Origin of the sequence: Nonomuraea sp. B19D2 (genome assembly GCF_040137845.1) — a bacterium.
In the GTDB taxonomy this organism is placed as follows: domain Bacteria; phylum Actinomycetota; class Actinomycetes; order Streptosporangiales; family Streptosporangiaceae; genus Nonomuraea.
In genome coordinates, this window is the sequence record NZ_JBEFAK010000005.1 from 170,000 (window position 1) to 195,292 (window position 25,293).

At 70.2% G+C, this 25,293-nt stretch carries 19 protein-coding genes; 6 read left to right on the plus strand and 13 right to left on the minus strand.

Annotated features, from left to right (window positions below; translation table 11 throughout):
• Positions 1-15: 15 nt before the first annotated feature.
• From hypF to ABN273_RS12070, 3 genes are all read right to left on the minus strand, one after another.
• Positions 16-2,259, minus strand: a complete 2,244-nt coding sequence (gene hypF, locus ABN273_RS12060; RefSeq protein ID WP_349448799.1) for a carbamoyltransferase HypF — start codon at positions 2,257-2,259, stop codon at positions 16-18.
• 170 nt (positions 2,260-2,429) lie between these two features.
• Positions 2,430-4,193 (minus strand): proteasome ATPase, encoded by a 1,764-nt coding sequence (arc, locus tag ABN273_RS12065; RefSeq protein ID WP_349448800.1) that lies wholly within the window; start codon positions 4,191-4,193, stop codon positions 2,430-2,432.
• 204 nt (positions 4,194-4,397) lie between these two features.
• A complete protein-coding gene (locus ABN273_RS12070) occupies positions 4,398-5,249 on the minus strand; it encodes a tRNA (adenine-N1)-methyltransferase (RefSeq protein WP_349448801.1) in 852 nt (283 codons plus the stop codon).
• Positions 5,250-5,304: 55 nt separating this feature from the next.
• Between ABN273_RS12070 and ABN273_RS12075 the strand changes: the two genes are divergently transcribed.
• The 3 genes from ABN273_RS12075 to ABN273_RS12085 all read left to right on the plus strand — a co-directional run bounded on the left by ABN273_RS12075 (position 5,305) and on the right by ABN273_RS12085 (position 7,929).
• Positions 5,305-6,396 carry a GNAT family N-acetyltransferase gene (locus tag ABN273_RS12075; protein ID WP_349448802.1) on the plus strand — a complete coding sequence of 364 codons (1,092 nt, stop codon included), beginning with the start codon at positions 5,305-5,307 and terminating at the stop codon, positions 6,394-6,396.
• Between the two features lie 208 nt (positions 6,397-6,604).
• Complete coding sequence (locus ABN273_RS12080; protein ID WP_349448803.1) at positions 6,605-7,075, plus strand: hypothetical protein; 471 nt, start codon at positions 6,605-6,607, stop codon at positions 7,073-7,075.
• A gap of 29 nt (positions 7,076-7,104) precedes the next feature.
• Positions 7,105-7,929 carry an SDR family oxidoreductase gene (locus ABN273_RS12085; protein WP_349448804.1) on the plus strand — a complete coding sequence of 275 codons (825 nt, stop codon included), beginning with the start codon at positions 7,105-7,107 and terminating at the stop codon, positions 7,927-7,929.
• A 96-nt stretch (positions 7,930-8,025) separates the two neighbouring features.
• Here the strand turns inward: ABN273_RS12085 and ABN273_RS12090 are convergent, their stop codons facing one another.
• Both ABN273_RS12090 and ABN273_RS12095 read right to left on the minus strand, forming a co-directional pair.
• Entirely contained in the window at positions 8,026-9,465 is a 1,440-nt protein-coding gene (locus ABN273_RS12090; protein ID WP_349448805.1) for an FHA domain-containing protein, read from the minus strand.
• A 343-nt stretch (positions 9,466-9,808) separates the two neighbouring features.
• Entirely contained in the window at positions 9,809-10,945 is a 1,137-nt protein-coding gene (locus ABN273_RS12095) for a site-2 protease family protein (RefSeq protein WP_349448806.1), read from the minus strand.
• Positions 10,946-11,060: 115 nt separating this feature from the next.
• On the opposite strand from ABN273_RS12095, the gene ABN273_RS12100 reads away from it, so the two are divergent.
• The 3 genes from ABN273_RS12100 to ABN273_RS12110 all read left to right on the plus strand — a co-directional run bounded on the left by ABN273_RS12100 (position 11,061) and on the right by ABN273_RS12110 (position 13,908).
• Positions 11,061-11,921: a RecB family exonuclease gene (locus ABN273_RS12100; protein ID WP_349448807.1), complete on the plus strand. Its 861-nt coding sequence runs from the start codon at positions 11,061-11,063 to the stop codon at positions 11,919-11,921.
• Between the two features lie 131 nt (positions 11,922-12,052).
• Positions 12,053-13,228, plus strand: coding sequence for a sensor histidine kinase (locus ABN273_RS12105; RefSeq protein ID WP_349448808.1), 1,176 nt, complete (start codon positions 12,053-12,055; stop codon positions 13,226-13,228).
• Positions 13,225-13,908, plus strand: coding sequence for a response regulator (locus ABN273_RS12110; protein ID WP_344995576.1), 684 nt, complete (start codon positions 13,225-13,227; stop codon positions 13,906-13,908). The genes ABN273_RS12105 and ABN273_RS12110 overlap by 4 nt, the downstream gene beginning before the upstream one ends.
• A gap of 127 nt (positions 13,909-14,035) precedes the next feature.
• Here ABN273_RS12110 and ABN273_RS12115 read toward each other — a convergent pair whose 3' ends face one another.
• The 8 genes from ABN273_RS12115 to metH all read right to left on the minus strand — a co-directional run bounded on the left by ABN273_RS12115 (position 14,036) and on the right by metH (position 25,206).
• A complete protein-coding gene (locus ABN273_RS12115) occupies positions 14,036-15,010 on the minus strand; it encodes an ABC transporter ATP-binding protein (protein WP_349449007.1) in 975 nt (324 codons plus the stop codon).
• A 53-nt stretch (positions 15,011-15,063) separates the two neighbouring features.
• Positions 15,064-16,092: an ABC transporter ATP-binding protein gene (locus tag ABN273_RS12120; RefSeq protein ID WP_349448809.1), complete on the minus strand. Its 1,029-nt coding sequence runs from the start codon at positions 16,090-16,092 to the stop codon at positions 15,064-15,066.
• The gene (locus ABN273_RS12125; RefSeq protein ID WP_349448811.1) at positions 16,089-17,102 is read right to left on the minus strand and encodes an ABC transporter permease; all 1,014 of its coding nucleotides are present in this window, start codon (positions 17,100-17,102) and stop codon (positions 16,089-16,091) included. Before ABN273_RS12125 ends, ABN273_RS12120 begins: the two co-directional genes overlap by 4 nt.
• A gap of 93 nt (positions 17,103-17,195) precedes the next feature.
• Positions 17,196-18,959 (minus strand): ABC transporter substrate-binding protein, encoded by a 1,764-nt coding sequence (locus tag ABN273_RS12130; protein WP_349448812.1) that lies wholly within the window; start codon positions 18,957-18,959, stop codon positions 17,196-17,198.
• 57 nt (positions 18,960-19,016) lie between these two features.
• Entirely contained in the window at positions 19,017-20,015 is a 999-nt protein-coding gene (locus tag ABN273_RS12135; RefSeq protein WP_349448813.1) for an ABC transporter permease, read from the minus strand.
• A 265-nt stretch (positions 20,016-20,280) separates the two neighbouring features.
• A complete protein-coding gene (locus ABN273_RS12140; protein WP_349448814.1) occupies positions 20,281-20,751 on the minus strand; it encodes a cellulose synthase in 471 nt (156 codons plus the stop codon).
• Between the two features lie 272 nt (positions 20,752-21,023).
• Positions 21,024-21,668 carry an HAD family hydrolase gene (locus ABN273_RS12145; RefSeq protein ID WP_349448815.1) on the minus strand — a complete coding sequence of 215 codons (645 nt, stop codon included), beginning with the start codon at positions 21,666-21,668 and terminating at the stop codon, positions 21,024-21,026.
• Positions 21,669-21,741: 73 nt separating this feature from the next.
• A complete protein-coding gene (metH, locus tag ABN273_RS12150) occupies positions 21,742-25,206 on the minus strand; it encodes a methionine synthase (protein ID WP_349448816.1) in 3,465 nt (1,154 codons plus the stop codon).
• Positions 25,207-25,293 lie beyond the last annotated feature (87 nt).

The window sequence follows — 25,293 nt, forward strand, 5'->3', positions numbered from 1 at the left end:
CCCGCGTCCGAGGACTCAGGGGCGGTCGCGAGCGGCCGCGATGGCGGCCTGGCCCAGACTGATGCCGCCGTCGCCGGGTGGCACCCGGACGTGCCTGAGCACGCGGAAGCCGGCCGCGCGCAGCAGTGTCACCGTGCGTTCGAGCAGCAGCGCGTTCTGGAAGACCCCGCCCGACAGCGCCACGGCCGACAGTCCCGTGGCCTGCCTGAGCGTGTCGCAGGCGCGGGCGACCGCGCCGGCCAGGCCGTTGTGGAAGCGGCCGGCGATCACGCGCGTGTCCGCCCCGGCCGCCAGGTCGGCGGCGGCGGCGCGGACGAGGTCGGCGCCTTCCACGACGAGCAGGTCGCCGCTGCGGACGGCGGCCTCGTACGTGCCGCGCTCGGCCGGTTCGGCGTGCTGTTCGAGCTCGACCGCCGGCTGCCCCTCATACGTGATCTTGTCCCGGACCCCGAGCAGCGCGTAGAGGGCGTCGAAGAGGCGGCCCGCGCTGGAGGTCAGCGGGGAGCCGGGGGCGGGCCGGAGCGCCTCGGCCCAGGGGTTGCGGCGGGCGACGGCCAGAGCGGGGTGCTCGTCGCCGAGGTAGGCGGCGGTCATGCGCCAGGGCTGCCGGGCGGCGGCGGTCCCGCCCGGCATGGGCACCTGGGCGAGGTGGCCGAGGCGTTCGAAGGTGGCGAGGTCGGCGCGGAGGAACTCGCCGCCCCACAGGGTGCCGTCGGGGCCGTGGCCGGGCCCGTCGAGGACGACTCCCAGCACGGGCCCGAGCTCGCCGTTGTCGGCCAGGCAGGAGGCGATGTGGGCGTGGTGGTGCTGGACGGCGACGCGTTCGACGCCGGGGATCGCCATGGCGTGCCTGGTCGACAGGTAGCCGGGGTGCAGGTCGTGCGCCACGATCTCGGGCCGGGCGCCGAACAGCCGGCAGAAGTGCTCGATGCCCTCGGCGAACGACCTGAGCGTCTCGCGGTTCTCCAGGTCGCCGAGGTGCTGGGAGACGAACGCGCGCCGGCCTTCGGCCAGGCAGAAGGTGCTGTCCAGGTCGGCGCCGCAGGCGAGGACGGGCCGGGGCGCGGGCCGGCGGAGGGCGAGCGGCTCTGGCGCGTACCCGCGGGCGCGGCGCAGCACGGTCACCTCGCCCGCCATGGGCCGTACGAGCGAGTCGTCGGCGCGTACGTGGATCGGGCGATCGTGGATGAGGAAGGCGTCGGCGATGCCGCTGAGGCGGGTGAGCGCGTCGGCGTCCTTGTGGGCGGCGGGCTCGTCGGAGACGTTCCCGCCGGCGAGGACCAGGGGCTCGGCGAGCTGAGCGAGCAGGAGGTGGTGGAGGGCCGTGCCGGGCAGCATGAGGCCGAGGCTGCGCTGCCCGGGCGCGGCGGAGGTGGCGACAGGGGCGGCGACGGGGGCGCCGGGCAGGCGGGGCAGCAGTACGACGGGGCGGGCGCGGCTGGTGAGCAGCTCGGCGGCGATCTCGCACAGCCGCCGCGCCTGTGCCAGGTCGGCGACCATGATCGGGAATGGCTTCTCCTCGCGGTGCTTGCGGCTCCGGAGCGCGGCGGTGGCCGGCTCGTCGGCGGCGGGCACGGCGAGGTGGAAGCCGCCGGGGCCCTTGACGGCGACGACGCGCCCGGCGCGCAGCAGGGTGACGGCCCCGGCGATGGGGTCGCCGCACAGCTCGGCGCCGCGGGCGTCGTGCAGCCGCAGCCGGGGCCCGCAGGCGGGGCAGCAGATGGGCTCGGCCTGGAAGCGGCGGTTGCCGGGGTCGTGGTATTCGGCGGCGCAGTCCTGGCACATGCCGAAGCCGGCCATGGTGGTCAGCGTCCGGTCGTACGGCACGCCGCGCACGATCGTGAAGCGGGGGCCGCAGCCGGCGCAGCCGATGAACGGGTGGCCGTGGCGGCGGTCGGCGGGGTCGGCCAGCTCGCGCAGGCAGTCGTCGCAGGTGGCGGTGTCGGCGGAGACGAGGGCGCGGAGCGGGCCTGAGGGGTCGCCGGCGGCGATGGTGAAGCCGCTGCGGCCGGCCGGCTCGCCGCTGACGACGGTGACGTGCTGGATTTCGGACAGTGCCGGCGCGTCGCGTTCGAGGGCGGTGAGGAACTCCTCGACGCCGGCGAGGGCTCCTTCGACTTCGATGTGCACCCCGTTGACGTCGTTGCGCACGCGCCCGGCCAGGCCCAGGCGGCGGGCCAGCGAGCAGACGAAGGGGCGGAAGCCTACGCCGTGGACGATGCCTTCCACGCGCACGTCTACTCGTTTGAGCGTGGTCACGTGCCCAGTGTGCGCCTCATCGGGGTGGCGTGCATGCGTATCCGGCGTGCCACCGCGACTTCCGCGCGTGGATGTGCTTCCCCTCTGGGCCGGGGACCGGGAACCCGTCCCGCCTGGGGTACCGGGACATGCGGACGGGAGGGCCGCCGTGGGCCCTCCCGTCCGTGGTGTTACAGGTACTGGCCGGTGTTGGCGACGGTGTCGATGGACCGGCCGGCTTCGGTGCCCTGCTTGCCGGAGACGAGCGTACGGATGTAGACGATCCGCTCACCCTTCTTGCCGGAGATGCGGGCCCAGTCGTCGGGGTTGGTGGTGTTGGGCAGGTCCTCGTTCTCGGAGAACTCGTCCACGCAGGCCGTGAGCAGGTGCTGCACCCGCAGGCCCTTCTGGCCGGTTTCGAGGAACTGCTTGATGGCCATCTTCTTGCCCCGGTCGACGATGTTCTGGATCATCGCGCCGGAGTTGAAGTCCTTGAAGTAGAGGACTTCCTTGTCGCCGTTGGCGTAGGTCACCTCGAGGAAGCGGTTTTCCTCGCTCTCGGTGTACATCCGCTCGACGACGCTCTGGATCATGCCCTGGATGGTGCCCTCGCGGGAGCCGGAGTGCTCCGTCAGGTCGTCCGGGTGCAGCGGCAGGTCGGCGATGAGGTACTTGGAGAAGATGTCCTTGGCCGCCTCGGCGTCCGGCCGCTCGATCTTGATCTTGACGTCCAGGCGGCCGGGCCGCAGGATCGCCGGGTCGATCATGTCTTCGCGGTTGGAGGCGCCGATGACGATGACGTTCTCCAGGCCCTCGACGCCGTCGATCTCCGACAGCAGCTGAGGGACGATGGTGTTCTCCACGTCGGAGGACACGCCGGAGCCTCGGGTGCGGAAGATCGAGTCCATCTCGTCGAAGAACACGATCACCGGGGTGCCCTCGGAGGCCTTCTCCCGGGCCCGCTGGAAGACCAGGCGGATGTGCCGCTCGGTCTCGCCGACGTACTTGTTGAGCAGCTCGGGGCCCTTGATGTTGAGGAAGAAGCTCTTGCCTGACTGGCCGGTCTTCTCCGCGACCTGCTTGGCCAGGGAGTTGGCGACGGCCTTGGCGATGAGCGTCTTGCCGCAACCGGGCGGGCCGTACAGCAGCACGCCCTTGGGAGGCCGGAGCTTGTGCTCGCGGAACAGGTCGGCGTGCAGGTAGGGCAGCTCGATGGCGTCCCTGATCTGCTCGATCTGCCTGCCGAGGCCGCCGATCTCCTCGTAGGAGATGTCGGGGACCTCCTCCAGCACGAGCTCTTCGACTTCGGACTTGGGTATGCGCTCGTAGACGTAGCCGGATCGGGGCTCGAGCAGGAGCGAGTCGCCGGCCCTGATGGGCTGGCCGACCAGCGACTCGGCCAGTCGCACGACGCGCTCTTCGTCGGCGTGCGAGATGACCAGGGCCCGCTTGCCCTCGTCGAGCAGTTCTTTGAGCATCACGATCTCGCCGACCTCTTCGTAGCCGAGCGCTTCGACCACGTTGAGTGCCTCGTTGAGCATGACCTCCTGGCCACGCCGCAGCGAGTCGATGTCGACGGCAGGGCTGACGTTCACGCGGAGCTTGCGGCCGCCGGTGAACACCTCGATGGTGCCGTCTTCTCTGGCCTCGAGGAAGGTGCCGAAGCCGGATGGCGGCTGCGCCAGCCGGTCGACCTCCTCCTTGAGAGCTATGATTTGGTCCCTGGCCTCCCTGAGTGTGGCCGCCAGGCGCTCGTTCTGGCCGGTCACGGCCGCGAGATGCGCCTGTGCCTCATGGAGACGCTCTTCGAGGACCCTGGCCTGACGGGGTGACTCGGCCAGCTTCCGCCTCAGCGCGGTGATCTCCTCCTGGAGGAAGGAGACCTGTGTTGAAAGATCAGCGACCTCCCGTTCGCGCTGCGCGGCTCGAGCCTCAGCATCATCGCGAGCTGCCACGCCCCGTCACCTCCTTCCCAGTCGAGGGCGACTACTAAGGACCTTACCTATCTCGGGCCCCTCCGTAACCTGGCCGGGCAGTGTTCGTAGAGTGACATTCAGTATTCGGTGAATATTCCTCAATCGTGCGTTTAATACTCCCAGCACATGAACAGGGCAATCTGTTCCCGTGTCACGCACCAACGCACCCTCGTGGCCAAATTGTCATAGTTCTTCGGTGGTCCCCTTCGGTCGTCGGCGTCTCGGCGGGGGCGTCACTCCGTCCGCCATGCGGCGGGCGGTGACGAGGAACCCCGTGTGGCCGATCATCCGATGATCAGGTCTCACCGCGAGTCCTTCGACGTGCCAGTCGCGAACCAGGGTCTCCCACGCATGCGGCTCGGTGAAACACCCGTGATCGCGAATCGTCTCGACCGTTTTGGACATCTGCGTGGTCGTGGCGACGTAACAGCAGATCACGCCGCCGGGCGTGAGCGCCTTGGCGGCGGCGTCGACGCACTCCCACGGGGCCAGCATGTCGAGGATCACCCGGTCGACGTCGATCTCGTCGATGGAGGCGACCAGGTCGCCGACGACCAGGCGCCAGTTGGCCTCCATGGGGTCGCCGTAGAACTTCTCGACGTTCTTGCGCGCCACGTCCGCGAACTCCTGGCGCCGCTCGTACGAGGTGACGTGCCCGTCGGGGCCGACGGCGCGCAGCAGGAAGCACGTCAGCGCGCCGGAGCCGACCCCCGCCTCGATCACCCGCGCGCCCGGGAAGATGTCGGCCATGCCGACGATCATCGAGGCGTCCTTGGGGTAGATGACGGCCGCGCCGCGCGGCATGGCAAGCGTGTAGTCCTGCAGCAGGTGGCGGAAGGCGAGGTACTGGGTGCCTCCCGAGGAGCGCACGACGGAGCCTTCAGGCTGCCCGATCAGGTCGCTGTGCGGGATGGCGCCCTTGTGGGTGTGGAAGACGCCGTCCTCTTTGAGCGTGATCGTGTGGCGCTTGTTCTTGGGGTCGGTGAGCTGCACCTGATCCCCCGCCCGGAAAGGCCCATGCCTGCGGAAACCCATGGCCGCAAGGTTATAGGGCTTTCGGGCGGCTCCGGACGCACGGTATCTATGGGGGATGCTCCCGCGTGATGTGATCTCGACCGGTCCCCTGATTCTGCGGCCTCCCGTGGAGGAGGACGCCGAGGCGATCGTCAAGACGTGCAACGACCCGGTGACGGCCTGGTTCTTCCCGGTGTTGCCGTCGCCGTACTCGTTGCAGGACGCGCACGGCTACTTCTCGATGGCGGCGGCGAAGTGGGAGGGCGGCGGGGCCGAGTTCGTGATCACGGAGAACGGCCAGTACGTCGGCTCGGTCGGGCTCCGGCCGCCGGATCACTGGGGCGTGGCCGCGATCGGCTACATGGTGGCGCCGTGGGCGCGCGGCAAGAACGTGGCGGCGACGGCCGCCAGGGCGGTCACCGACTGGGCGTTCGACCACGGGGTGCGCAGGGTCGAGCTGCAGGCCGCGGTGGAGAACGTGGCGAGCCTGCGGGTGGCGTACAAGGCGGGCTTCCGTGAGGAGGGCCGCCGCCGGGACGCCAAGCGGCTGCGGGACGGGCGGTACGTCGACATGGTCACCTTCGCCCGTCTCGAGGGGGACGCGGCGCCGGCGGCGGAGCCGTACCTGCCGTTCTTCGAGGGCGGGGAGCTGTGCGACGGCGTGGTGCGGCTGGTGCCGATGGCCGTGGAGGACGCGGCCGACTACCACCGGATGCTGGCCGATCCGAGCGTGGCGCAGTACCACCTGGGGCCGCCGCACACGCTGGAGGACGACGAGCGCCGCTGCCGGTACACCGGCTACTGGTGGGTGTCGGGGCAGCGGATCGAGCTGGCGATCAGGGACGCCGTCTCCGGGGCGTTCGCGGGACACCTGCAGCTGATGGAGGTCGTGCAGTCGCTGGGGCAGGCCATGGTGGGGTACTCCCTGGTGCCCGAGTACCGGGGGAAGGGGTTCATGACGCGGGCGGTCAGCATGCTGGTGGACTGGGCGTTCGCGAACACCGGCCTGCACCGCATCGTGGCCGGCACCGAGGCGGGGAACGCGGCCTCGCACAGGGTGCTGGAGCGGGCCGGGTTCAGCAGGGAGGGCGTGCATCGGGGCCTGTTCGTCGGGGCGGACGGGACGCGGGTGGACGACGTGGCGTGGTCGCGCCTGCGGCCGTCGTGACGGCCGCGTGGGGATTCGGTGGCCGCGGCGGAACCTGGGGCGGTTCTGGGTAAAAAATCCAGATTTCCGGTTGAGGGCTAGTCAAGGGGCGCGTCGGGGGCGATAGTCAGGGCACCCGCCCCTTGAGATCGCGCGATCGGGCCGCGCGATCCTCCGCCCCCTCCCCGGAGGGATCACCGCGATGCCATACAACCATGTCAATGTCGCCATGCGTGAACTCATCGCCTCGTGCTCCTGTCTGGAGGCCGCCGACCTGGTCGATCGGCTGGCGAGAGCCGCCGCCGCCGTCACGGGCACGGCCTACGCGGGGTTCGTGCGCGTGGACGCGCTGCGGCTGGAGGCGGAGCCGATCCACATGCACGGGCCCGCAGGCGATCCGCTGGGCGTGCGCCGGTGGCTGGCCGAGTCGGGGGTGCTGAAGGAGCTCGCGAAGTCGCCGGCGGCCATGCGGCTGGCGCACGACGTGACGGTGGGCGAGCCGGGTTTCCTCGCCGCTCCTGTGCCGCTGGCGACGCGCGACCACACGTTGGTGTGGGTCGCCGGGCGGGCGTTCGGAGACGGGGACGAGCACCTGCTGAGCCGCTTCGCCACGGCCGCGGGGCGGGCGCTGGAGGCCGCCAGCGGGCTGGAGGCCGCGGTACGGCTGTTGCGCGGCGTGCGGGCCTTCCGGACGGGCTGACCGGGCGGTAGCCGGTAGCGTGGCGGCCCGTGAGGGTTCTCATCGTGGGCGGCAGCGGGTTCCTCGGCGGCGAGCTCGTACGGCTGTGCGTGGAGGCCGGCCATGAGGTGGGCGCCACGTACGTGACCGCCAGGCCCGGGGAGCGTCCCGGGGTGGAGTGGCTGCCGATGGACGTGCGCTCGCGCGAGGCCGTGGAGGCCACCGTGGCGGCGTTCCGGCCGGAGGCGGCGATCAACGCGGCGTACCGGAAGGCGGACTGGACGAGCACGGCGGACGGCGCCGCGCACGTCGCCCTGGCCCTGTCGCGGACCGGCGGGCGACTGGTGCACGTCTCGAGCGACGCCGTGTTCTCGGGGGCCGCCCCGCGCTATGACGAGGCGTGCGTGCCTGACCCGGTCTCCCCGTACGGGGCCGCCAAGGCGGCGGCCGAGACGGCGGTGCGGGCGGTCCTGCGGGGCGCGGCGATCGTCAGGACGTCGCTGATCGTCGGAAACGGCGGATCGACGCACGAGTCGCTGGCGCGCTCGCTGGCGGCAGGGCACGGTCAGGGTGTGCTGTTCACCGACGACGTGAAGTGTCCCGTTCACGTCGGCGACCTCGCCGCGGCGCTCGTGGAGACGGCCGTCCGCGGGCTCTCAGGGGTGCTGCACGCCGCGGGGAGCGATGCCCTGAACCGGTACGAGCTGGGGGTGCTCATCGCCCGGCGGGACGGCCTGGACGCGGCGCGGCTGCGGCCCGGCCGCCGGTCCGACGCCGGGCTGACCGGCCCGTTCGAGGTCCGGCTGGACTGCACGGCCACCCGGCGGCGGCTGCGGACCCGGCTGCGTGGCGCTCGCGAGTTCCTGGCGGGATGAGGTCGCGCCGGGCTGCGTGGGGCCGCATGACCGCACAGGCAGGCATGAGAAACGCCCGCGTCCCTGGCTCGGGGACGCGGGCGTTCGCCGGGAGCGCTACCCCCGGTGTGGCTCGAAGCGGAGCGTGCGGGACACGCCGACCCGGACCGTCGTCCCTGGGGCGATGGTGACCGGCTCGTTCGGCGGGATGTCGTAGAAGTTGGGGTCACCCGGCGGCTGGATCTGGGTGCCGTTGACCGAGCCCAGGTCGACCAGGTTGACGTCCCAGCCGTCCAGCGCCACCCGCAGGTGGCGGCGTGAGACCGACCCGTCGGGGCTCGTCACCTTGGCGGGCCTGGCGCTGCCGCCGGCCACCTCGGGCGCCCGCTCGGGGTCGCGGCCCAGCAGGTAGTCGCTCTCCAGCGGCAGCGCGGTGCCGTCGTCGAGGATGAGCACGCCGAGCGACGGGCGCGGCCCCTTGTAGGGGACGAGGGTGCGCTGGACCAGCGCGATGCCGCAGACGGCGCAGTAGGGCGAGCGGGGGTCGTTGAAGTGGTCGTTCTTGCAGTCGACGCCGTAGACCAGGGGCCGGTCGCCGTGGTCCTGCTGCTCCTGCGGCGGCGTGGCGGGGGCGTCGAAGTGGTCGGGCGTGCCGAGCACGGGCGGCGCGGCCTGGTCGAAGTGGTCGGGCGGGCCCATGGGCTGGGACACCTGCTGGTCGGGGACGCCGTTGAGTGGCGGCGGCTCGTCGTACGAGGGGAACTGCTGCCCCTCCGGCAGCGGCGGGGGCTGCTCCTGCGGCGGCGGGAAGAAGGGCGACGGCTGCTCCTGCGGCGTCCCGAACGGAGGCTGGTCCTGCGGCGTGCCGAACGGCGGCTGATCCTGCTGCGTGCCGAACGACGGCTGATCCACGGGCGCGGGCTGCGGGCCCGACGGCGTCCCCTGCACGACCGGCGGCTGGTCGGCCAGCGGGTAGGGCGGCCGCTCCACCGGCGCGGGCGGCTGGACCAGGTCGGCCTCGATGTGGATGGCGGTGGCGGGCAGCTCGCTGGTCAGCGACCTGGACGGGGCGGGCGCCGAGGGCTGGTCGGTGAAGTCGCCGACGAGGCCGCCACCGTGCACCACGCCGCCTTCCAGGCGGACCGCGGGATGCGGGCTGCCGGCGCCGGGCAGGCTCAGCTCCACCCGCTCGACCGGACCGGGGATGAGCCGGTCGGCCCAGGTCAGCGAGTCGCTGCCGGCCAGCCGCGTCTCGCCGCCGGAGGTGGCGATCGTGGCCGCGGCCGAGCCGCTGACCAGGACGGCCACTCCCTCGCCCACGGGGCCCGCGACCGCGCACGTCGCCGGGTCGCCCGCCATGTTGGCCGCCAGCACCTGCGCGGCGCGGCGGGCCAGCGCCCTGCCGTCGCCGCCGGACGCGGCCGTCTCGCGCAGCGCGTCGAGCAGGTCGTCGGCGGTGGACTCGCCGGCGTCGCACACCAGCAGCAACCCGCCCACGAAGGCGACCAGCCCGTCCCCAGGAAGCGGACGCACCACTCCGAAGCCTTGGTCGGTCATGCGTCCTCCCTCATGACGACCGCGCTGCGCTCATCGGTGCCCTCGCTGCGCTCGGTCACTCAGATCTCCTCCCCGGAAGCCGGCGATGTTACGGCACCCGCACTGCCGTGCTTGGCCACCAGCCATACGCATACCCAGACGAAGAGGCCGGGTCGCGGCCCCCTCGTCTCGATTCGGTGAACCGGGTGGGCCGCAACAAACCCCTCAACTGTGCAAGTTTGGCCAAACAGAACACTATCGGCCAGTCGTCGCATCGCAGAAATCGCCGGAGTCCGCTCCGGGCCACCCGAAACTGCTGGACACGACCCTAGCCCGGGGTCGCCGCTTAAACGAGTGGGACAAATCAGACGCCGGTGAACACCCGGTTCACATCCGCCGTCGAGAGAACGCCGTAGATCTCCCCGCCGCCCTCCACCAGCAGGTACTCGCTCCCCGGGGCCTCGCGCATGGCGTCGATGAGCGGCTCGCCGGCCAGGTCGGCCTTGAGCACCATGGTGGGGTCCAGGGACTTGGCGACGGAGCCGACGTTCACCCAGGGGCGGCGGTGCTCCGGAGTGGCCTGCACGGCGGCCTCATGGACGATGGCGAGGGGCTGGCCCTCGTGGTCGACCACGACGATGGCGCCCGCCCCGCGCTCGGTGGCCTGGCGCAGCGCCTCGGACAGCGGCGTCTCGGCCGTCACCGGGATCGCCCTGCGGGCCAGGGCACGCGCGTTGACCTGCGGGATCCTGGCCCGGATCTTGGCCACGCGCAACGACTGGGAGGCGCCGAGCCAGATGAAGGCGGCCAGCACGAACGGCCAGAGCAGCCCGGTGAGAGCGACCTCCTGGCCGGTTCCCAGCGTCGTGGCGATCGAGTACACGACGAGCAGCACGGCCAGCGCCCGCCCGCCCCAGGCCGCCACGATGGTGCCGGAAACGGGGCTCCTGGTGAGCTTCCACACCCCTGCGCGCAGCATCCTGCCACCGTCCAGCGGCAGCCCTGGCAGCAGGTTGAACACGCCGACGATGAGGTTGGACACCCACAGCTGCCACACCAGCACCTCGAGGATGCCGCCGCCGTTGACCACGTAGACGTCGGCGGCCCCGCCGAGCCCGGCCAGGCCGAGCGAGAGCGCGGGCCCGGCGGCGGCGACCAGGAACTCCTTGCCCGGCGTCGGCGGCTCCTGCTCGATCTCCGAGACACCGCCGAGCAGGTAGAGGGTGATCCTGCGCACCGGCAGGCCGTACCACTTGGCGAGCACGCTGTGGGCCAGCTCGTGCAGCAGCACCGACACGTACAGGAGCACCGCGAACACCAGCGCCACCGCGTACGCGGCCGTGCTGTCGAGCTCGGGCAGCCTCTCTTGGAACAGCGGGCCGAACGACCAGGCGATGAACACCGCGACGATGAACCACGACCACGAGACGTACACCGGAATGCCGAACGGCTTCCCCATCCGAAGACCGGAGAACTCCTGCCGCGGGCTCTGCTCGCTCACCGCACTCCTTGAACGTCCATTACGTGCTGTTGCTGCCTTGATGCTACGCGCCCGATCGAGCGATCATCGTTTCGCGGGAGCCATTCTGTCGTGGTCTTGACCTAGAGTGCGGTGCATGACGTTGACCGAACCGGTGATCATCGGAGCTCTCTCCCCGTCCCGGGCGGGCGACTTCATGACATGTCCGCTGCTCTACCGCTTCCGGGTGATCGATCAGCTGCCCGAGAAGCCGTCGCAGGCGGCGGTGCGGGGCACGGTGGTGCACGCGGTCCTGGAGCGCCTCTACGACCTTCCGGCGCCGCGGCGTTCGGTCCAGGCGGCGCTGGAGCTGTTAGAGCCACAGTGGCAGCGGCTGCTGGCCGAGGACCCGCAGTACGCGCAGATGTTCGCCGACGAGGCCGAGCAGGCGGAGTGGCTGGCGCAGGCGCGCGGCATGCTGGAGCGCTACTTCACGCTGGAGGACCCGTCGCGGCTCGAGCCCGCCGAGCGCGAGCTCTACGTGGAGGCGGTCCTCGACGGCGGGCTGATGCTGCGGGGCTACGTCGACCGGCTCGACGTGGCGCCGACCGGCGAGGTCCGGGTGGTCGACTACAAGACGGGCAGCGCGCCGGGGCCCGACTTCGAGGCCAAGGCGCTGTTCCAGATGAAGTTCTACGCGCTGGTGCTGTGGCGGCTGCGCGGCCGGGTGCCCCGGCTGCTGCAGCTGGTTTATTTGGGCGGCCAGGGCGAGGTGCTGCGCTACGCGCCGGACGAGGCCGACCTGCTGGCCACCGAGCGCAAGGTGATGGCGTTGTGGGCGGCGATCGAGCGGTCGCTGGAGTCGGGCGAGTGGCGGGCGCGCCGGAGCCGGCTGTGCGACTGGTGCGACCACCAGGCGCTGTGCCCGGAGTTCGGCGGCACCCCGCCCCCGGTCCCCGACCGCCAGCCCGGCGACACGGTGCGCGGCCACCGCCGCTCGGCCACCGACGAACTCTGACCCGCCCCCGGTGGGCTGCGTGCGGGCGGGCGCGTGTGCCGGAACGGGCGACGGCCGGCGGAGGACCGTATGGGTGGTAATCCTCCCGAGGGAGGAGGTTACGGGCTTTCACCTGGCCCTACAGTGAAGCGGTGCGCATAGACCGGACCACGTTCCACGACACGGTGCTCGCCGGGGTGGTGGCCGCGGCGTCGGTGGCGCTGTTCGTGCTCTACAGCCCCGAGCGGCTGCTGTCGCAGGGCCTGCCGGCCGACGGCGTGCAGGCGCCCGGCCCGCTCGGCGGGCTGCTGCTGGTGCTGGCGTGCGTTCCCGTGGCGGTGCGCAGGCGGTGGCCGCTGGCGGCCATGTGCGCGGGGCTGGTCCCGGAGACGTTGCTGACCGTGCTCGGGTACGGGACCGGCGTGTCAGGGCTGGCCAGCCTGGTGCTGCTCTACTCGGTGGCGTCCTACCGCGGGCTGGCGGTCGCGCTGGGCGGGCTGGTGATCTCGCTGGTGACGTACGCGCTCGGCGCTGCGGCGGGCCCGATCAGGGCGGCGAGCTGGAGCGAGCACGTCGTGGTGGCCATGGTGCTGGTGGCGGTGTGGGGGGCGGGCCGGAGCCTGCGGTTGCGCCGGGCGTACCTGGACGAGCTCAAGGACCGGGCGGAACGGCTGGAGCGGGCGCACGCCGCCGACACGAGGGCCGCCAGGGCCGAGGAGCGCTCCCGGATCGCCCGCGAGCTGCACGACGTGGTCGCCCACCACGTCAGCGTGATGACCGTGCAGGCCGCCGCGGCGCGCCGGGTGCTGGCCTCCGATCCCGACCTGGCGCGCGAGGCGCTGTCGGCGATCGAGCACACGGGCCGGATGGCGATGACCGAGATGCGCAACATCGTCGGCGTGCTGCGTACCGACGCCCGGGCCGAGCTGGGCCCGCAGCCCGGCATGCAGGACCTGCCGGCGCTGATCGAGCAGATGCGCGAGGCCGGGCTGCCCACGCAGCTGCTGGTGGAGGGCGAGGCGCGGGCGCTGCCCGCCGGCGTGGACCTAGCCGCCTACCGGCTGGTCCAGGAGGGGCTGACGAACAGCCTGCGGCACGCGGGGCCGGGGGCGAAGGCCGTGGTGACCGTCCACCACGACCTCGATGAGCTGGACGTACGGGTGGAGGACGACGGGCGGGGCGCCGCCGGGCTGTCCTCGCGGCCAGGGCACGGTTTGGTGGGAATTCGCGAACGGGTCGCGCTCTATGGTGGAATCCTGAGCATCGGTCCGCTACCGGGGGGCGGTTTCGAAGTGCGGGCGAGGTTCCCGTTTAAGGACGGTCAATGACGATCAGAGTGCTGCTGGTGGACGACCAGCCGCTGCTGCGCACGGGATTCCGCCTGATTCTGGAGGCCGAGCCCGACATCACGGTGGTGGGCCAGGCCGGCGACGGCAAGGACGCGATGGAGCAGACGCGCGCGCTGCTGCCGGACGTGGTCCTGATGGACATCCGCATGCCGGGGGTCGACGGCATCGAGGCGACCCGCAGAATCGTGCGGGAGGCGGCGCCCACGGCGCATGTGCCCAAGGTGCTGGTGCTGACGACCTTCGACCTGGACGAGTACATCGTGGAGGCGCTGCGCTCGGGCGCGTCCGGGTTCCTGCTGAAGGACGTGCCGCCCGACGAGCTGGTGCAGGCGATCCGGGTGGTGGCGGCCGGAGACGCGATCGTCGCGCCGAGCGTGACGCGGCGGCTGCTCGACAGGTTCGCCACGCGGCTCCCGTCGGCGTACGAGCAGCCCGCCCCCGCGCGGCTCGACCGGCTGACCGAGCGGGAGCTGGAGGTGCTGCGGCTGATCGCCAAGGGCATGTCCAACGCGGAGATCGCGGCCAAGCTCGTGGTGAGTGAGACGACGGTCAAGACGCACGTGGGCAATGTGCTGACCAAGCTGGGGCTGCGGGATCGCGTACAGGCTGTGGTGCTGGCCTACGAGACCGGGCTGATCACCCCGGGCACCTACTCCTGACCAAGAGCGCGGTCCTTGCTCTCCCGGGCCGCCCACGCGCAAAGACCGACACCCCGTGCGGCACGAGGGCCGCACGGGGTGTCGCCAGCGTGGTGCCGAGCCCGGGCAGCTGCGGGCCGGGGCGGGGTCAGGAGGCCTTGGCGGTGGTTTCCTGGACGTTCTCCGGGAAGTGGCAGGCGACGCGGTGCCCGCTGGCCAGCTCCTCCAACGGCGGCTCAACCTTCTTGCAGATCTCCTGCGCCTTCCAGCACCGCGTGTGGAAGCGGCACGCCGGTGGCGGGTTGAGCGGGCTGGGCACATCGCCCGTCAACCGGATGCGCTCGCGTCCCTTGCGCGCCCTCGGGTCGGGCACGGGCACGGCCGACATCAGGGCGTTCGTGTACGGGTGCATCGGCGAGCCGTAAAGCTGCTTACGGTCGGCGATCTCCACGATCTTGCCCAGGTACATGACGGCCACCCGGTCGCTGATGTGCCGCACCACCGACAGGTCGTGGGCGATGACGACGTAGGTGAGGTCCAGCTCGTTCTGCAGGTCCTCGAGCAGGTTGACGACCTGGGCCTGGATGGAGACGTCGAGCGCGGAGACCGGCTCGTCGGCGATGATCAGCTTGGGCTTGAGCGCGAGCGTGCGGGCGATGCCGATGCGCTGCCGCTGGCCGCCGGAGAACTCGTGCGGGTAGCGGTTGTAGTGCTCGGGGTTGAGCCCGACCAGGGCGAGGATGTCCTGGACGGCCCGCTTGATGCCGTGCTCGGTCTGCACGCCCTGGATGCGGAACGGCGCGCCGACGATGGTGCCGACCGTGTGGCGGGGGTTGAGCGACGAGTACGGGTCCTGGAAGATCATCTGCATGTCGCGGCGGAGCGGCCTGAGCTTGCCCTGCCCCATGTGCGTGATGTCCTGACCCTCGAAGATCACCTTGCCGGCGGTGGGCTCGAGCAGGCGGGTGACCAGGCGGCCGGTGGTGGACTTGCCGCAGCCGGACTCCCCCACCAGGCCGAGCGTCTCGCCCTTGAACACGTCGAAGCTGATCCCGTCGACGGCCTTGACGGCGCCGATCTGCCGCTTGAGCAGGCCCTTGGTGACGGGGAAGTGCTTCTCCATGCCCTGTACGGAAAGCAGCGGCTCGCCGCTCGCGGGGCTCTTGTCAGGCTCGGTCACTGAGTCTCCAGCAGTGGCTTGATCTCGTTCTCCCACAGCTCCCGCCGCTCCGTCCTGTCCATGTGGCAGCGCACCAGGTGGCCGCCCGCGGTCTGGAGCAGGTCGGGCACCTCGGTCTTCGCCTTGCCCCCGGTGCGCTCCGCGTACGGGCAGCGGGGTGAGAAGGCGCAGCCCGGCGGCACGTTGATCAGCGACGGCGGGGAGCCCTTGATCGGCAGCAGCCGCTCGGTGGGCTCCCGGTCGAGCCGGGGCATCGATCCCAGTAGACCCCACGTGTAGGGGTGCTCGGGACGGTAGAAGATGTCATCGGCGCTGCCGTACTCGACGCACTTGCCCCCGTACATGACCAGGATGTCGTCGGACAGCTCGGCCACCACGCCCAGGTCGTGGGTGATGATGATCAGCGCGGAGTTGAACTCGCGCTGCAGCTCGACCATGAGGTCGAGGATCTGGGCCTGCACGGTCACGTCGAGCGCGGTGGTCGGCTCGTCGGCGATGAGCAGCTCGGGGTCGCACGACAGAGCCATGGCGATCATGGCGCGCTGGCGCATGCCGCCGGAGAACTCGTGCGGGTAGGAGTCGACGCGCCGCTGCGGCTCGGGGATGCCGACCCGGCCGAGCATGTCGATGGCGTGCTTCTTGGCCACGGCCTTGGTGACCTTGTGGTGGATGCGGTACGCCTCGATGATCTGGTCGCCGACCGTGTAGAAGGGGTGCATCGACGACAGCGGGTCCTGGAAGATCATCGCCATCTTCTTGCCACGCAGCCCGCGCACGTGCTCCTGGGAGGCGCCGACGAGCTCCTCGCCATCGAGCCAGATCTCGCCGGAGATGTTGGCGCCCTTGCCCTTGTGCAGGCCGAGGATGCCCAGGCTGGTGACCGACTTGCCGGAGCCGGACTCGCCGACGATGCCGAGCGTCTTGCCCCGTTCGAGGTCGAACGTCAGCCCGTCGACGGACTTGACAAGGCCGTCGTCGGTCGGAAAGTGGATCTTGAGGTCCTTGACCTCGAGGAAACTGCTCATGCCAGCCTCACCCTCGGGTCCACGACCGCGTAGAGCAGGTCGACGATCAGGTTGGCCACGATGATGAAGGCCGCCGCGACCAGGGTGACACCCATCACCTGGGGCAGGTCGTTGCGTTCGATGGCGTCCCTGGCGTACTTGCCGATGCCGGGCAACGAGAAGGTGCTCTCGGTCAGCACCGCGCCGCCGAGCAGCAGGCCCAGGTCCAGGCCGAACATGGTCAGCACCGGGGTGAGCGTGGCTCTCAGCCCGTGTTTGAGCACCACGGCCCGCTCGGGCAGGCCCTTGGCTCTGGCCGTGCGGATGTAGTCCTCGGACATGGTCTCGAGCATGCCCGCCCTGGTGAGCCGGGCATAACCGGCGGCGTACAGGAAGGCGAGCGTGATCCAGGGCAGCATCAGGTTGTTGGCCCAGGTGAGCGGGTCCTCGGTGAACGGGACCCAGTCGGCGACGTCGCCTACGAGGCCGAGCTGGTCTCGGAAGATCGCCAGCGACACGATGCCGGTGAAGAAGATCGGCAGCGAGACGCCGGCCAGGGCGATGCCCATGGAGAAGCGGTCGAAGAAGCTGCCGCGCCGCAGCGCGGACACCACGCCGGTGGCCACGCCGAAGACCACCCACACCACTGCCGCGCCGAGCGCCAGCGACAGCGTGATCGGTATGCGGTCGAGCAGGTCGGGCAGGACCGGGTTCTGGGTGACGTACGAGTAGCCGAAGCAGGGCGCCGGGCACACCTCGACCCCAGGGCCGTAGTTGCGCTCCACGCCGACGAAGATGCCCTTCACGAACCGCCCGTACTGGACGATGAGCGGATCGTAGAACCCCAGCCGGATCGCCGTGTCGTGGATGACCTGGTCGTTGGCGGCCTTGCCGACGTATCGGGAGGCGAGGTCGTCAGCGGACATCCCAGCGAGCCGAGGCACGAGGAAGAAGATGGCGAACGTCGCGATGCTCACCACGAAGAGCAACATGACGGCCGCTATCAACCGTCTGAGAATGTATGTGAACACTGATCTCGGCCATGGCGGCCGGGCCTCGTGAGCCCGGCCGCCGGAGCCTTCACCTGCTTTCGACGTACGTGTCCGGCGGGGTCGCCTGACCTGTTACTGGGTGCCCAGCGTGAGGTACTCGTACATGCCCCAGTTCTGGCTGACGAAGACGTTCTTCAGCGTCGGCGGCCGGTAGAACAGCCCGTGCGCCCAGACGTAGGGCAGGATGAACGCCGAGTCCATGACCTGCTTGTCGACCTCGGCCCAGATGGCGTTGCGCTTGGTGGCGTCGGTCTCCGCGGCCGCCTGGTCGATGAGCGCGTCGATCTTCGGGTCCTTCACGCTCAGGTTGGTGTTGCCCGCCTCGCGGATGACGCGGCTGTCGACGATCTGCTGGAAGAAGCCGAAGCCCTCGGGGTAGTCGGCGCCCCAGCCGTAGACCATGAGGCCGAGGCCGTTCTTCTTGGCGAAGTCGGGCTTGCCGGCGTACAGCTTGAAGTAGTCGCCCTGCGGGTAGCCCTTGATCTCCAGCTTGATGCCGACGCGGTCGAGCGACTGCTGCAGCGACTCGGCGGTCAGCTTCTCGGCGGCGCGCTCGTTGCGGTAGGAGATGGTGGTGCTGAAGCCGTTGGGCTGGCCGCAGGCCGCCAGCTCCTCCTTGGCCTTCGCGACGTTGCCGGTCGGGCTGGCCTCGACGCCGTACGGGTCGATCTTCTGGTAGCCGGTCATCTTCGCCGGCATGAGGCTGAGCGCGATGTCGCCGCCGGCGTCGGGGCCGCCGTAGGCGCCCTGGATCGCGGAGCGGTCGGCCGCGTACATGACCGCCTTGCGGCAGTGGATGTTGTCGAACGGCTTGACGTCACTGTTGATGTTGGTGAACCAGGTCCGGTCGATCGGGGCCGAGTCGGCGTACTGCTTGACCTTGGGGTCGGTCAGCACCGTCTTGCGGGCGTTGGCCGCGACACCGGTGCTGTTGATCTTGATGTCGATCTTGCCGGACAGCAGACGCTGGTCGAGGTCGTCCTCGTTCTGGCCGAGCAGCACCTCGATGGAGTCGTTGAGCTGCTTGCGGTTGGGATCGGTGGCCGCGTCCCAGTTGGGGTTCTTCACGAGCTCGATGCGCTTGGTGAGCTCGTGCGACTTGAACATGTAGGGACCGGTCGAGACCGGGTGCTCCTTGTACTTCGAGCCGGTGTCCTTCGCAGCGGGCACGGGGGCCGTCTGCGGGAGCATGGCGAAGTAGTCGAAACCGCCGTAAGCCTTCTTCAGGTGGAAGACGACGGTGTGGTCGTCAGGCGTCTCGACGGCCTTGAAGTCGTCGAGCTTGTCCTTCATCTTGTACGGGCCGGTGTAGCCCTGCAGGTCGAGCCAGTCGTTGAAGTAGGTCGGGCCGCTGGGCAGGATGTCCTTGTCCAGCGAGCGGGCCACGGCGTACTTGACGTCCTTCGAGGTGACGGGGGTGCCGTCCTCGAACTTGATGCCCTTGCGCAGCTTGTACGTCCACGTCTTGCCGCCGTCGCTGGGCTTGCCGAGGTCCTCGGCCAGGTCGCCGACGAGCTGCAGGCCCTCCTCGCCCGGCACCGGCTTGAACATGGTCAGCGCGCGCGTGTAGAAGCGCGAGAAGTTCCAGGCGTAGCCGTAGTACTGGTCGCCCGGGTCCACCGAGTCGAAGTCGCCCGGCATGCCCATGTGGAGGGTGCCGCCGGTCTTGTCCGACGGGTTGATGATCTGCGTGACGCCCGCGTTGTACTGGCTGGCGGGCTTGTCGTCACTTCCGCTGCCGCCGGTGCTCTTGCCGCCGCCGCCGCCACACGCGGACACGACCACGGCGAGAGCGGCGGTCATCGCCACTGCCGACGCCTTGGATCTTGTCTTCATCGACCTGACACACCCCTTGTATCTAGGAGTTGAGAACTTTGCGGAAAATCACGAGGTCTATCGGGCCTTCGGGTCGAAGGCATCCCTGAGGCCGTCACCGAGCAGGTTGAACGCCAGCACGGTGACGAAGATCGCGAGACCAGGGAAGATCATGAAGTTGGGCGCCACCTGGTAGTTGTGGACGGCATCCGACAGCATGCCGCCCCAGGTGGGGGTCGGCGGCCGCACGCCCACGCCGAGGAAGGACAGCGCCGCCTCGAACAGGATGTTCGAGGGGATCAGCAGCGTCGAGTAGACCAGGATCGGCGCCAGGAGGTTGGGCAGGATCTCCTTGAACAGGATGGTGTGGCTGCGCGCCCCCAGGCTCCTGGAGGCGTCGACGAACTCCCGTTCGCGCAGCGACAGCGTCTGGCCGCGGATGATCCGCCCGATATAGGGCCAGTTGAAGAAGCCGATGATGAACACCAGCAGGCTGATCCTCAGCGTGTCGCCTGACAGGCCGAACGCCTTGTCGGGGATGACGCCGGCCAGCGCCAGCGCGAACACCAGCAGCGGGAAGGCCAGGAAGATGTCCATGAGCCGGCTGATGACGGTGTCGATCCAGCCGCCGAAGAAGCCGGCGATCATCCCGAGCACCGTGCCGAGCACGACGCACAGCAGGGTCGCGAAGAACGCGATCAGCAGCGAGATGCGGGCTCCGTACAGGATGCGGCTGAACAGGTCGCGCCCCGTGTCCGGCTCCACGCCGAACAGGAAGTCCCCGCTGATGCCGCCGAAGGAGCCCAGCGGAGCTCCGATGGAGGGATCGAGCTTCTCCCGGTGCCACTCAGCCGGCGGGTGCCCGAACCACGACACCAGCAGCGGGGCGAAGATCGCGACGAGGATGAGCAGCAGGATGACGATGCCGCCGATCATCGCGATGCGGTCGCGCCTGAGGCGCATCCAGGCGATCTGCCCCAGGGAACGGCCTCGGATGACTGAAGACTCCGCCCCCTCAAGAACGGTCTCCGGTCCGGCTTCGACGGCCGAGCCCGGAACATCGAGCGGTGCGGTCATGCCAGTAAGCCCCCTGGATTCCAGACGACATCGTCCGTGTCGGCGCGATCCCGGTCAGGGTAGTGCGCCCATTCGAGTGTGAACCGCGTGTCGCGGCCCCAGGAGGCAGAATCTATGGCCTGAGCTGGTGTGACTAGTCCCTCAGTGCTCTATGTGGCTCAACTGTGATTGACCAGAAACTCATTCGTATCGATCTTGAGAAGAATGTCTACGAGCCGTCCCGTTTACGTCTCGGAACTGTGACACAGCCGGTTTCGCCGTGCATTCAGCTGATGCCGCGGCGTTTGAGCAGTTCTTCGATATCGGAGAAGTCGTCAGCGCTCTTCGGCTTTTGCGTGGCGGCCACAGCGGGCTGCTGTGGTTTCGTGGGCGTTTTGTTCGCTGAAGGCTGAATTTCGGGGGCTTCGCCGGACTTCTTCTTTCGTACGGTCGAGAGCTTTCTGCCGCGGATCACGCCCGACACGACGAACAGCACCACGGACAGCCCCGTCACGGCGACGCCCGCCCAGACCAGCGGATTGAGCACCAGCCCGGTGACGAAACCGACGGCGGTCGCGCCGATGGTCCACAAGGCCTGCAGCGCGCCCGTCAGGTAGGCCGCCACCGGCAGCAACGCCCATGCCGCCATCCGCATGCCGGCGGCCGCTCCTCTGCGCCTGAAGGCCAGGAAACTGAGCACCAGGCCCACCGCGGTCACTCCAGCGCACAGCGGCAACCACGCGATCTGTTCGAACATCACGCCGCCCCTCGTATCGACTACATCTCCATCCTGGCACGCGAAACGCCGCCCGCCCCTCCTCCGCGAGGACCACTTGTCCCCTAGGGGTTGTTGATCACCAACCGGCCCGTGGCGGCGCTCCCGCGGCTCGCGCCATCCGCTCCCGGCGCCTGGCGGGACGGCACCGTAGTGCTCGGAGCGCACGTGGAAGGGCGGGACAGCGCCGTAGCCGGAACGCACGTGAAAGGGCGCGTGGCGCTCCGCAGGGCCGTAGCGGGCGGGGGCGAGGCTCAGACCGTGATGAGGGCGCGCAGCTCGGCGACGCCGAGCAGCTCCAGCGACGGGACCACCAGGCGGCCGGGCGCGGGGTCGATGGCCAGCAGGCTCGGGACCGCCACCACCGCGCAGCCCGCCGCAGTGGCGGCCGCGACGCCGTTGGGCGAGTCCTCCAGCACCACGCAACGCACCGGCTCAACCCCCAGCAGCCGCGCGGCCGTCAGGTACGGCTCCGGGTCCGGCTTGGTGCGTTCGACGTCGTCGGCCGTGACCACCACGTCGAACCGGTCGCGCCCCACGCCTTTGAGCACCGCGTCCGCGATCTCCTTCAGCGACGAGGTGACCAGCCCCACCGGCACGTTCTCGGCCCGCAGCGCGTCGAGCAGCTCAGCGGCCCCGGGCATGACATGGACGCCCGCCGACAGCCGCCGCACCATCCCGCCGGTCATCCACTCCCGCACGGACTCGGCGGGCACGTCGGAGCCCGACACGGCCAGCATGTAGTCGACCGTGCGCTCCATCGACCCGCCCACCAGGTGGGCCTGGTGGGCGGGTGTCCACTGGGCGCCGAGCCTGGCCATCACGTCGGTCTCGATCTCCAGCCAGACACGCTCGCTGTCGACCAGCAACCCGTCCATGTCGAAGAAGACCGCTTCCAAACCTGCCCCCGATCGATAGTGCGTGCCCGCCATCGTGCCGCCCGCCGGTGAACGGCGGGCGGCACCACGCGGATCAGACGTTGAAGTATTTCGCCTCGGGGTGGTGGGCGACCAGCGCCGACGTGGCCTGCTCGGGATGGAGCTGGAACTCCTCCGACAGGGTCACCCCGATGCGCTCGGGGTCGAGCAGCTCGAACAGCTGCTTCTGGTCCTCCAGGTTGGGGCAGGCGGGGTAGCCGAACGAGTAGCGGCAGCCCTGGATGTTGACCTTGAGCATGTCGTCGAGCGACTCCTCGCCGCCGATCCCCCACTCCGAGCGCACCCTGGCGTGCCAGTATTCGGCCAGCGCCTCGGTGAGCTGCACCGACAGGCCGTGCAGCTCGAGGTAGTCGCGGTAGGCGTCCTTGGCGAACAGCTCGGCCGTGGCCTCGGAGATCTTCGAGCCCATGGTGGCCACCTGGAAGCCGATCACGTCGACCTCGCCGGAGTCCTTGGCGCGGAAGAAGTCGGACAGGCACAGGTGTCGGTCGCGGCGCTGGCGCGGGAACGTGAAGCGGGTGCGCTCGCCGCCGTTCTCGTCGAGGATGATCAGCGAGTCTCCCTCGGAGACGCACGGGAAGTGGCCGTAGACGACGGCCGCCTCCAGCAGTCCCTCGGTCTGGATGCGCTCGAGCCACATGCGCAGCCGGGGCCGCCCTTCGGTCTCGACCAGCTCCTCGTAGTCAGGCCCGCTGCCGCCTCTGGTGGGCTTGAGGCCCCACTGGCCGAGGAACAGGGCCCGCTCGTCGAGGAAGGCGGCGTACTCGGCCAGCGAGATGCCCTTGACCACGCGGTCGCCGTAGAAGGGCGCCGTGGGGACGGGGTTGTCGGCGGCCACGTCGGAGCGGGCGGGCAGCTCCTCGACGGGGGTGCGCTGCAGCACCGCGCCGGTCTTGACGCGCCGCTCGCGCAGCGGCGGCAGCGTCGCGCCCTGCTCGCCGCGCTTGACGGCCATGAACGCGTCCATCAGCCGCAGCCCCTCGAACGCGTCGCGCGCGTACCGCACCTCGCCCTCGAACAGCTCGGCCAGGTCCTGCTCGACGTAGGCGCGGGTGAGCGCGGCGCCGCCGAGCAGCACGGGGTATCGCTCTGACAGGCCCCTGGAGTTCATCTCCTCCAGGTTCTCCTTCATGATGACCGTCGACTTCACCAGCAGGCCCGACATGCCGATGACGTCGGCCTTCTGGTCGTCGGCGGCCTCCAGGATGGCCGAGACCGGCTGCTTGATGCCGAGGTTGACCACCTGGTAGCCGTTGTTGGACAGGATGATGTCGACGAGGTTCTTGCCGATGTCGTGCACGTCGCCCTTGACGGTGGCCAGCACGATGCGGCCCTTCGTCTCGCCCTCGACGCGGTCCATGTGGGGCTCGAGGTGGGCGACGGCGGCCTTCATCACCTCGGCCGACTGCAGCACGAACGGCAGCTGCATCTGCCCCGACCCGAACAGCTCGCCCACGGTCTTCATGCCGTCGAGCAGCACCTCGTTGATGATCTCAAGGGCCGGGCGCTGCTCAAGACCGGTGTCGAGGTCGGCCTCCAGGCCCTTGCGCTCGCCGTCGATGATGCGCCGCTTGAGCCGCTCCCACAGCGGCAGCGCGGCCAGCTCCTCGGCCTTGCCCGCGCGCATGACGGCCGCGTCGACGCCCTCGAACAGCTCCATGAACCGCTGCAGCGGGTCGTAGCCCTCGCGCCGCCGGTCGTAGACCATGTCGAGCGCGACCTGGCGCTGCTCGTCGGGGATGCGGGCCATCGGCAGGATCTTGGAGGCGTGCACGATGGCGGAGTCGAGCCCGGCGTTGACGCACTCGTTGAGGAAGACCGAGTTGAGCACCATGCGGGCGGCCGGGTTGAGGCCGAAGCTGATGTTGGACAGGCCCAGCGTGGTCTGCACGCCCGGGTAGCGGCGCTTGAGCTCGCGGATGGCCTCGATGGTCTCCAGGCCGTCGCGCCGGGTCTCCTCCTGGCCGGTGGCGATGGGGAAGGTCAGGCAGTCGACGATGATGTCCTCGACCCGCATGCCCCAGTTGGCGGTCAGGTCTTCGATCAGCCGCGTGGCCACGCGTACCTTCCACTCGGCGGTGCGGGCCTGGCCCTCCTCGTCGATGGTCAGCGCGACGACGGCCGAGCCGTGCTCGCGCACGAGGCGCATGATCTTCTGGAAGCGGGAGTCGGGGCCGTCGCCGTCCTCGTAGTTGACGGAGTTGACCGCGGCGCGGCCGCCGAGCATCTCGAGCCCGGCCTGCAGCACCGCGGGCTCGGTCGAGTCGAGCATGATCGGCAGCGTGGACGCCGTGGCGAACCGGAACGCCAGCTCCTTCATGTCGGCCACGCCGTCGCGGCCGACGTAGTCGACGCACAGGTCGAGCAGGTGGGCGCCGTCGCGGGCCTGCTCGCGGGCCGTCTCGACGCAGTCGTCCCAGCGGCCCTCCAGCATGGCCTCGCGGAAGGCCTTGGAGCCGTTGGTGTTGCAGCGCTCGCCGATGGCCAGGTAGGAGGTGTCCTGCCGGAACGGCACCGTCTGGTAGAGCGAGGACGCGCCCGGCTCGGGGTGCGGCCGGCGCGCCACGACCTCCTTGCCGCGGACCCGCTCGACCACCTGGCGCAGGTGCTCGGGCGTGGTGCCGCAGCAGCCGCCGACCAGCGACAGGCCGTAGTCGCGGGTGAACGTGCCGTGCGCGTCGGCCAGCTCCTGCGCGCTCAGCGGATAGTACGCGCCGTCGGCCGTCAGCACCGGCAGGCCGGCGTTGGGCATGCAGGAGAGCTTGAGCCGCGAGTGGCGGGCGAGGTAGCGCAGGTGCTCGCTCATCTCGGCGGGGCCGGTCGCGCAGTTGAGGCCCACGATGTCGACGCCGAGCGGCTCGATCGCGGTCAGCGCGGCGCCGATCTCGGAGCCGAGGAGCATCGCGCCGTTGGTCTCGATGGTCACCTGCGCGATGATCGGGATGTCGCGCCCGGAGTCTTCGATGGCCCGCTTGGCGCCGACGACGGCGGCCTTGACCTGGAGGAGGTCCTGGCAGGTCTCGATGATCAACGCGTCGGCGCCGCCCGCGATCAGGCCCGCCGCGTTGTCGCGGTAGGCGTCGCGCAGGTTCGCGTACGGCAGGTGGCCGAGGGTGGGGAGCTTGGTGCCGGGGCCCATCGAGCCGAGGACGAAGCGCGGCTGGTCGGGCGTGGACCAGTGGTCGGCGGCCTCGCGGGCGATCCTGGCGCCCGCCTCGGAGTATTCGAAGACGCGGTCGGAGATGTCGTACTCGCCGAGCGCGGCGAGGTTGGCGCCGAACGTGTTGGTCTCGACGCAGTCGACGCCGACGGCGAAGTAGGCGTCGTGGACGCCGCGCACGATGTCGGGCCTGGTGACGTTGAGCACCTCGTTGCAGCCCTCGTGACCGTGGAAGTCGTCGAGCGTCGGGTCCTGGGCCTGGAGCATCGTGCCCATCGCCCCGTCGGCCACGATGACGCGCTGGGACAACACTTCTCGGAAGGACGAGGAGATGCTCATGGCGTAGAGCTTATCGGGTGCGCCTCGAGCGCCACTCGCACGCGGCTCGGGGACCCCGGGCGGCGTCGCGCGTGGCCGCCGGCGCTA

Bases quoted from the DNA above. Each gene is read 5' to 3' on its own strand.
- ABN273_RS12130 (WP_349448812.1), bottom strand. From the start codon at position 18,959: ATGAAGACAAGATCCAAGGCGTCGGCAGTGGCGATGACCGCCGCTCTC.
- ABN273_RS12090 (WP_349448805.1), bottom strand. From the start codon at position 9,465: ATGACCGACCAAGGCTTCGGAGTGGTGCGTCCGCTTCCTGGGGACGGG.
- ABN273_RS12080 (WP_349448803.1), top strand. From the start codon at position 6,605: ATGCGTGAACTCATCGCCTCGTGCTCCTGTCTGGAGGCCGCCGACCTG.
- metH (WP_349448816.1), bottom strand. From the start codon at position 25,206: ATGAGCATCTCCTCGTCCTTCCGAGAAGTGTTGTCCCAGCGCGTCATC.
- ABN273_RS12140 (WP_349448814.1), bottom strand. From the start codon at position 20,751: ATGTTCGAACAGATCGCGTGGTTGCCGCTGTGCGCTGGAGTGACCGCG.
- ABN273_RS12135 (WP_349448813.1), bottom strand. From the start codon at position 20,015: ATGACCGCACCGCTCGATGTTCCGGGCTCGGCCGTCGAAGCCGGACCG.
- ABN273_RS12115 (WP_349449007.1), bottom strand. From the start codon at position 15,010: ATGGAGAAGCACTTCCCCGTCACCAAGGGCCTGCTCAAGCGGCAGATC.
- ABN273_RS12100 (WP_349448807.1), top strand. From the start codon at position 11,061: ATGACGTTGACCGAACCGGTGATCATCGGAGCTCTCTCCCCGTCCCGG.
- ABN273_RS12120 (WP_349448809.1), bottom strand. From the start codon at position 16,092: ATGAGCAGTTTCCTCGAGGTCAAGGACCTCAAGATCCACTTTCCGACC.
- ABN273_RS12075 (WP_349448802.1), top strand. From the start codon at position 5,305: ATGCTCCCGCGTGATGTGATCTCGACCGGTCCCCTGATTCTGCGGCCT.
- ABN273_RS12070 (WP_349448801.1), bottom strand. From the start codon at position 5,249: ATGGGTTTCCGCAGGCATGGGCCTTTCCGGGCGGGGGATCAGGTGCAG.
- ABN273_RS12110 (WP_344995576.1), top strand. From the start codon at position 13,225: ATGACGATCAGAGTGCTGCTGGTGGACGACCAGCCGCTGCTGCGCACG.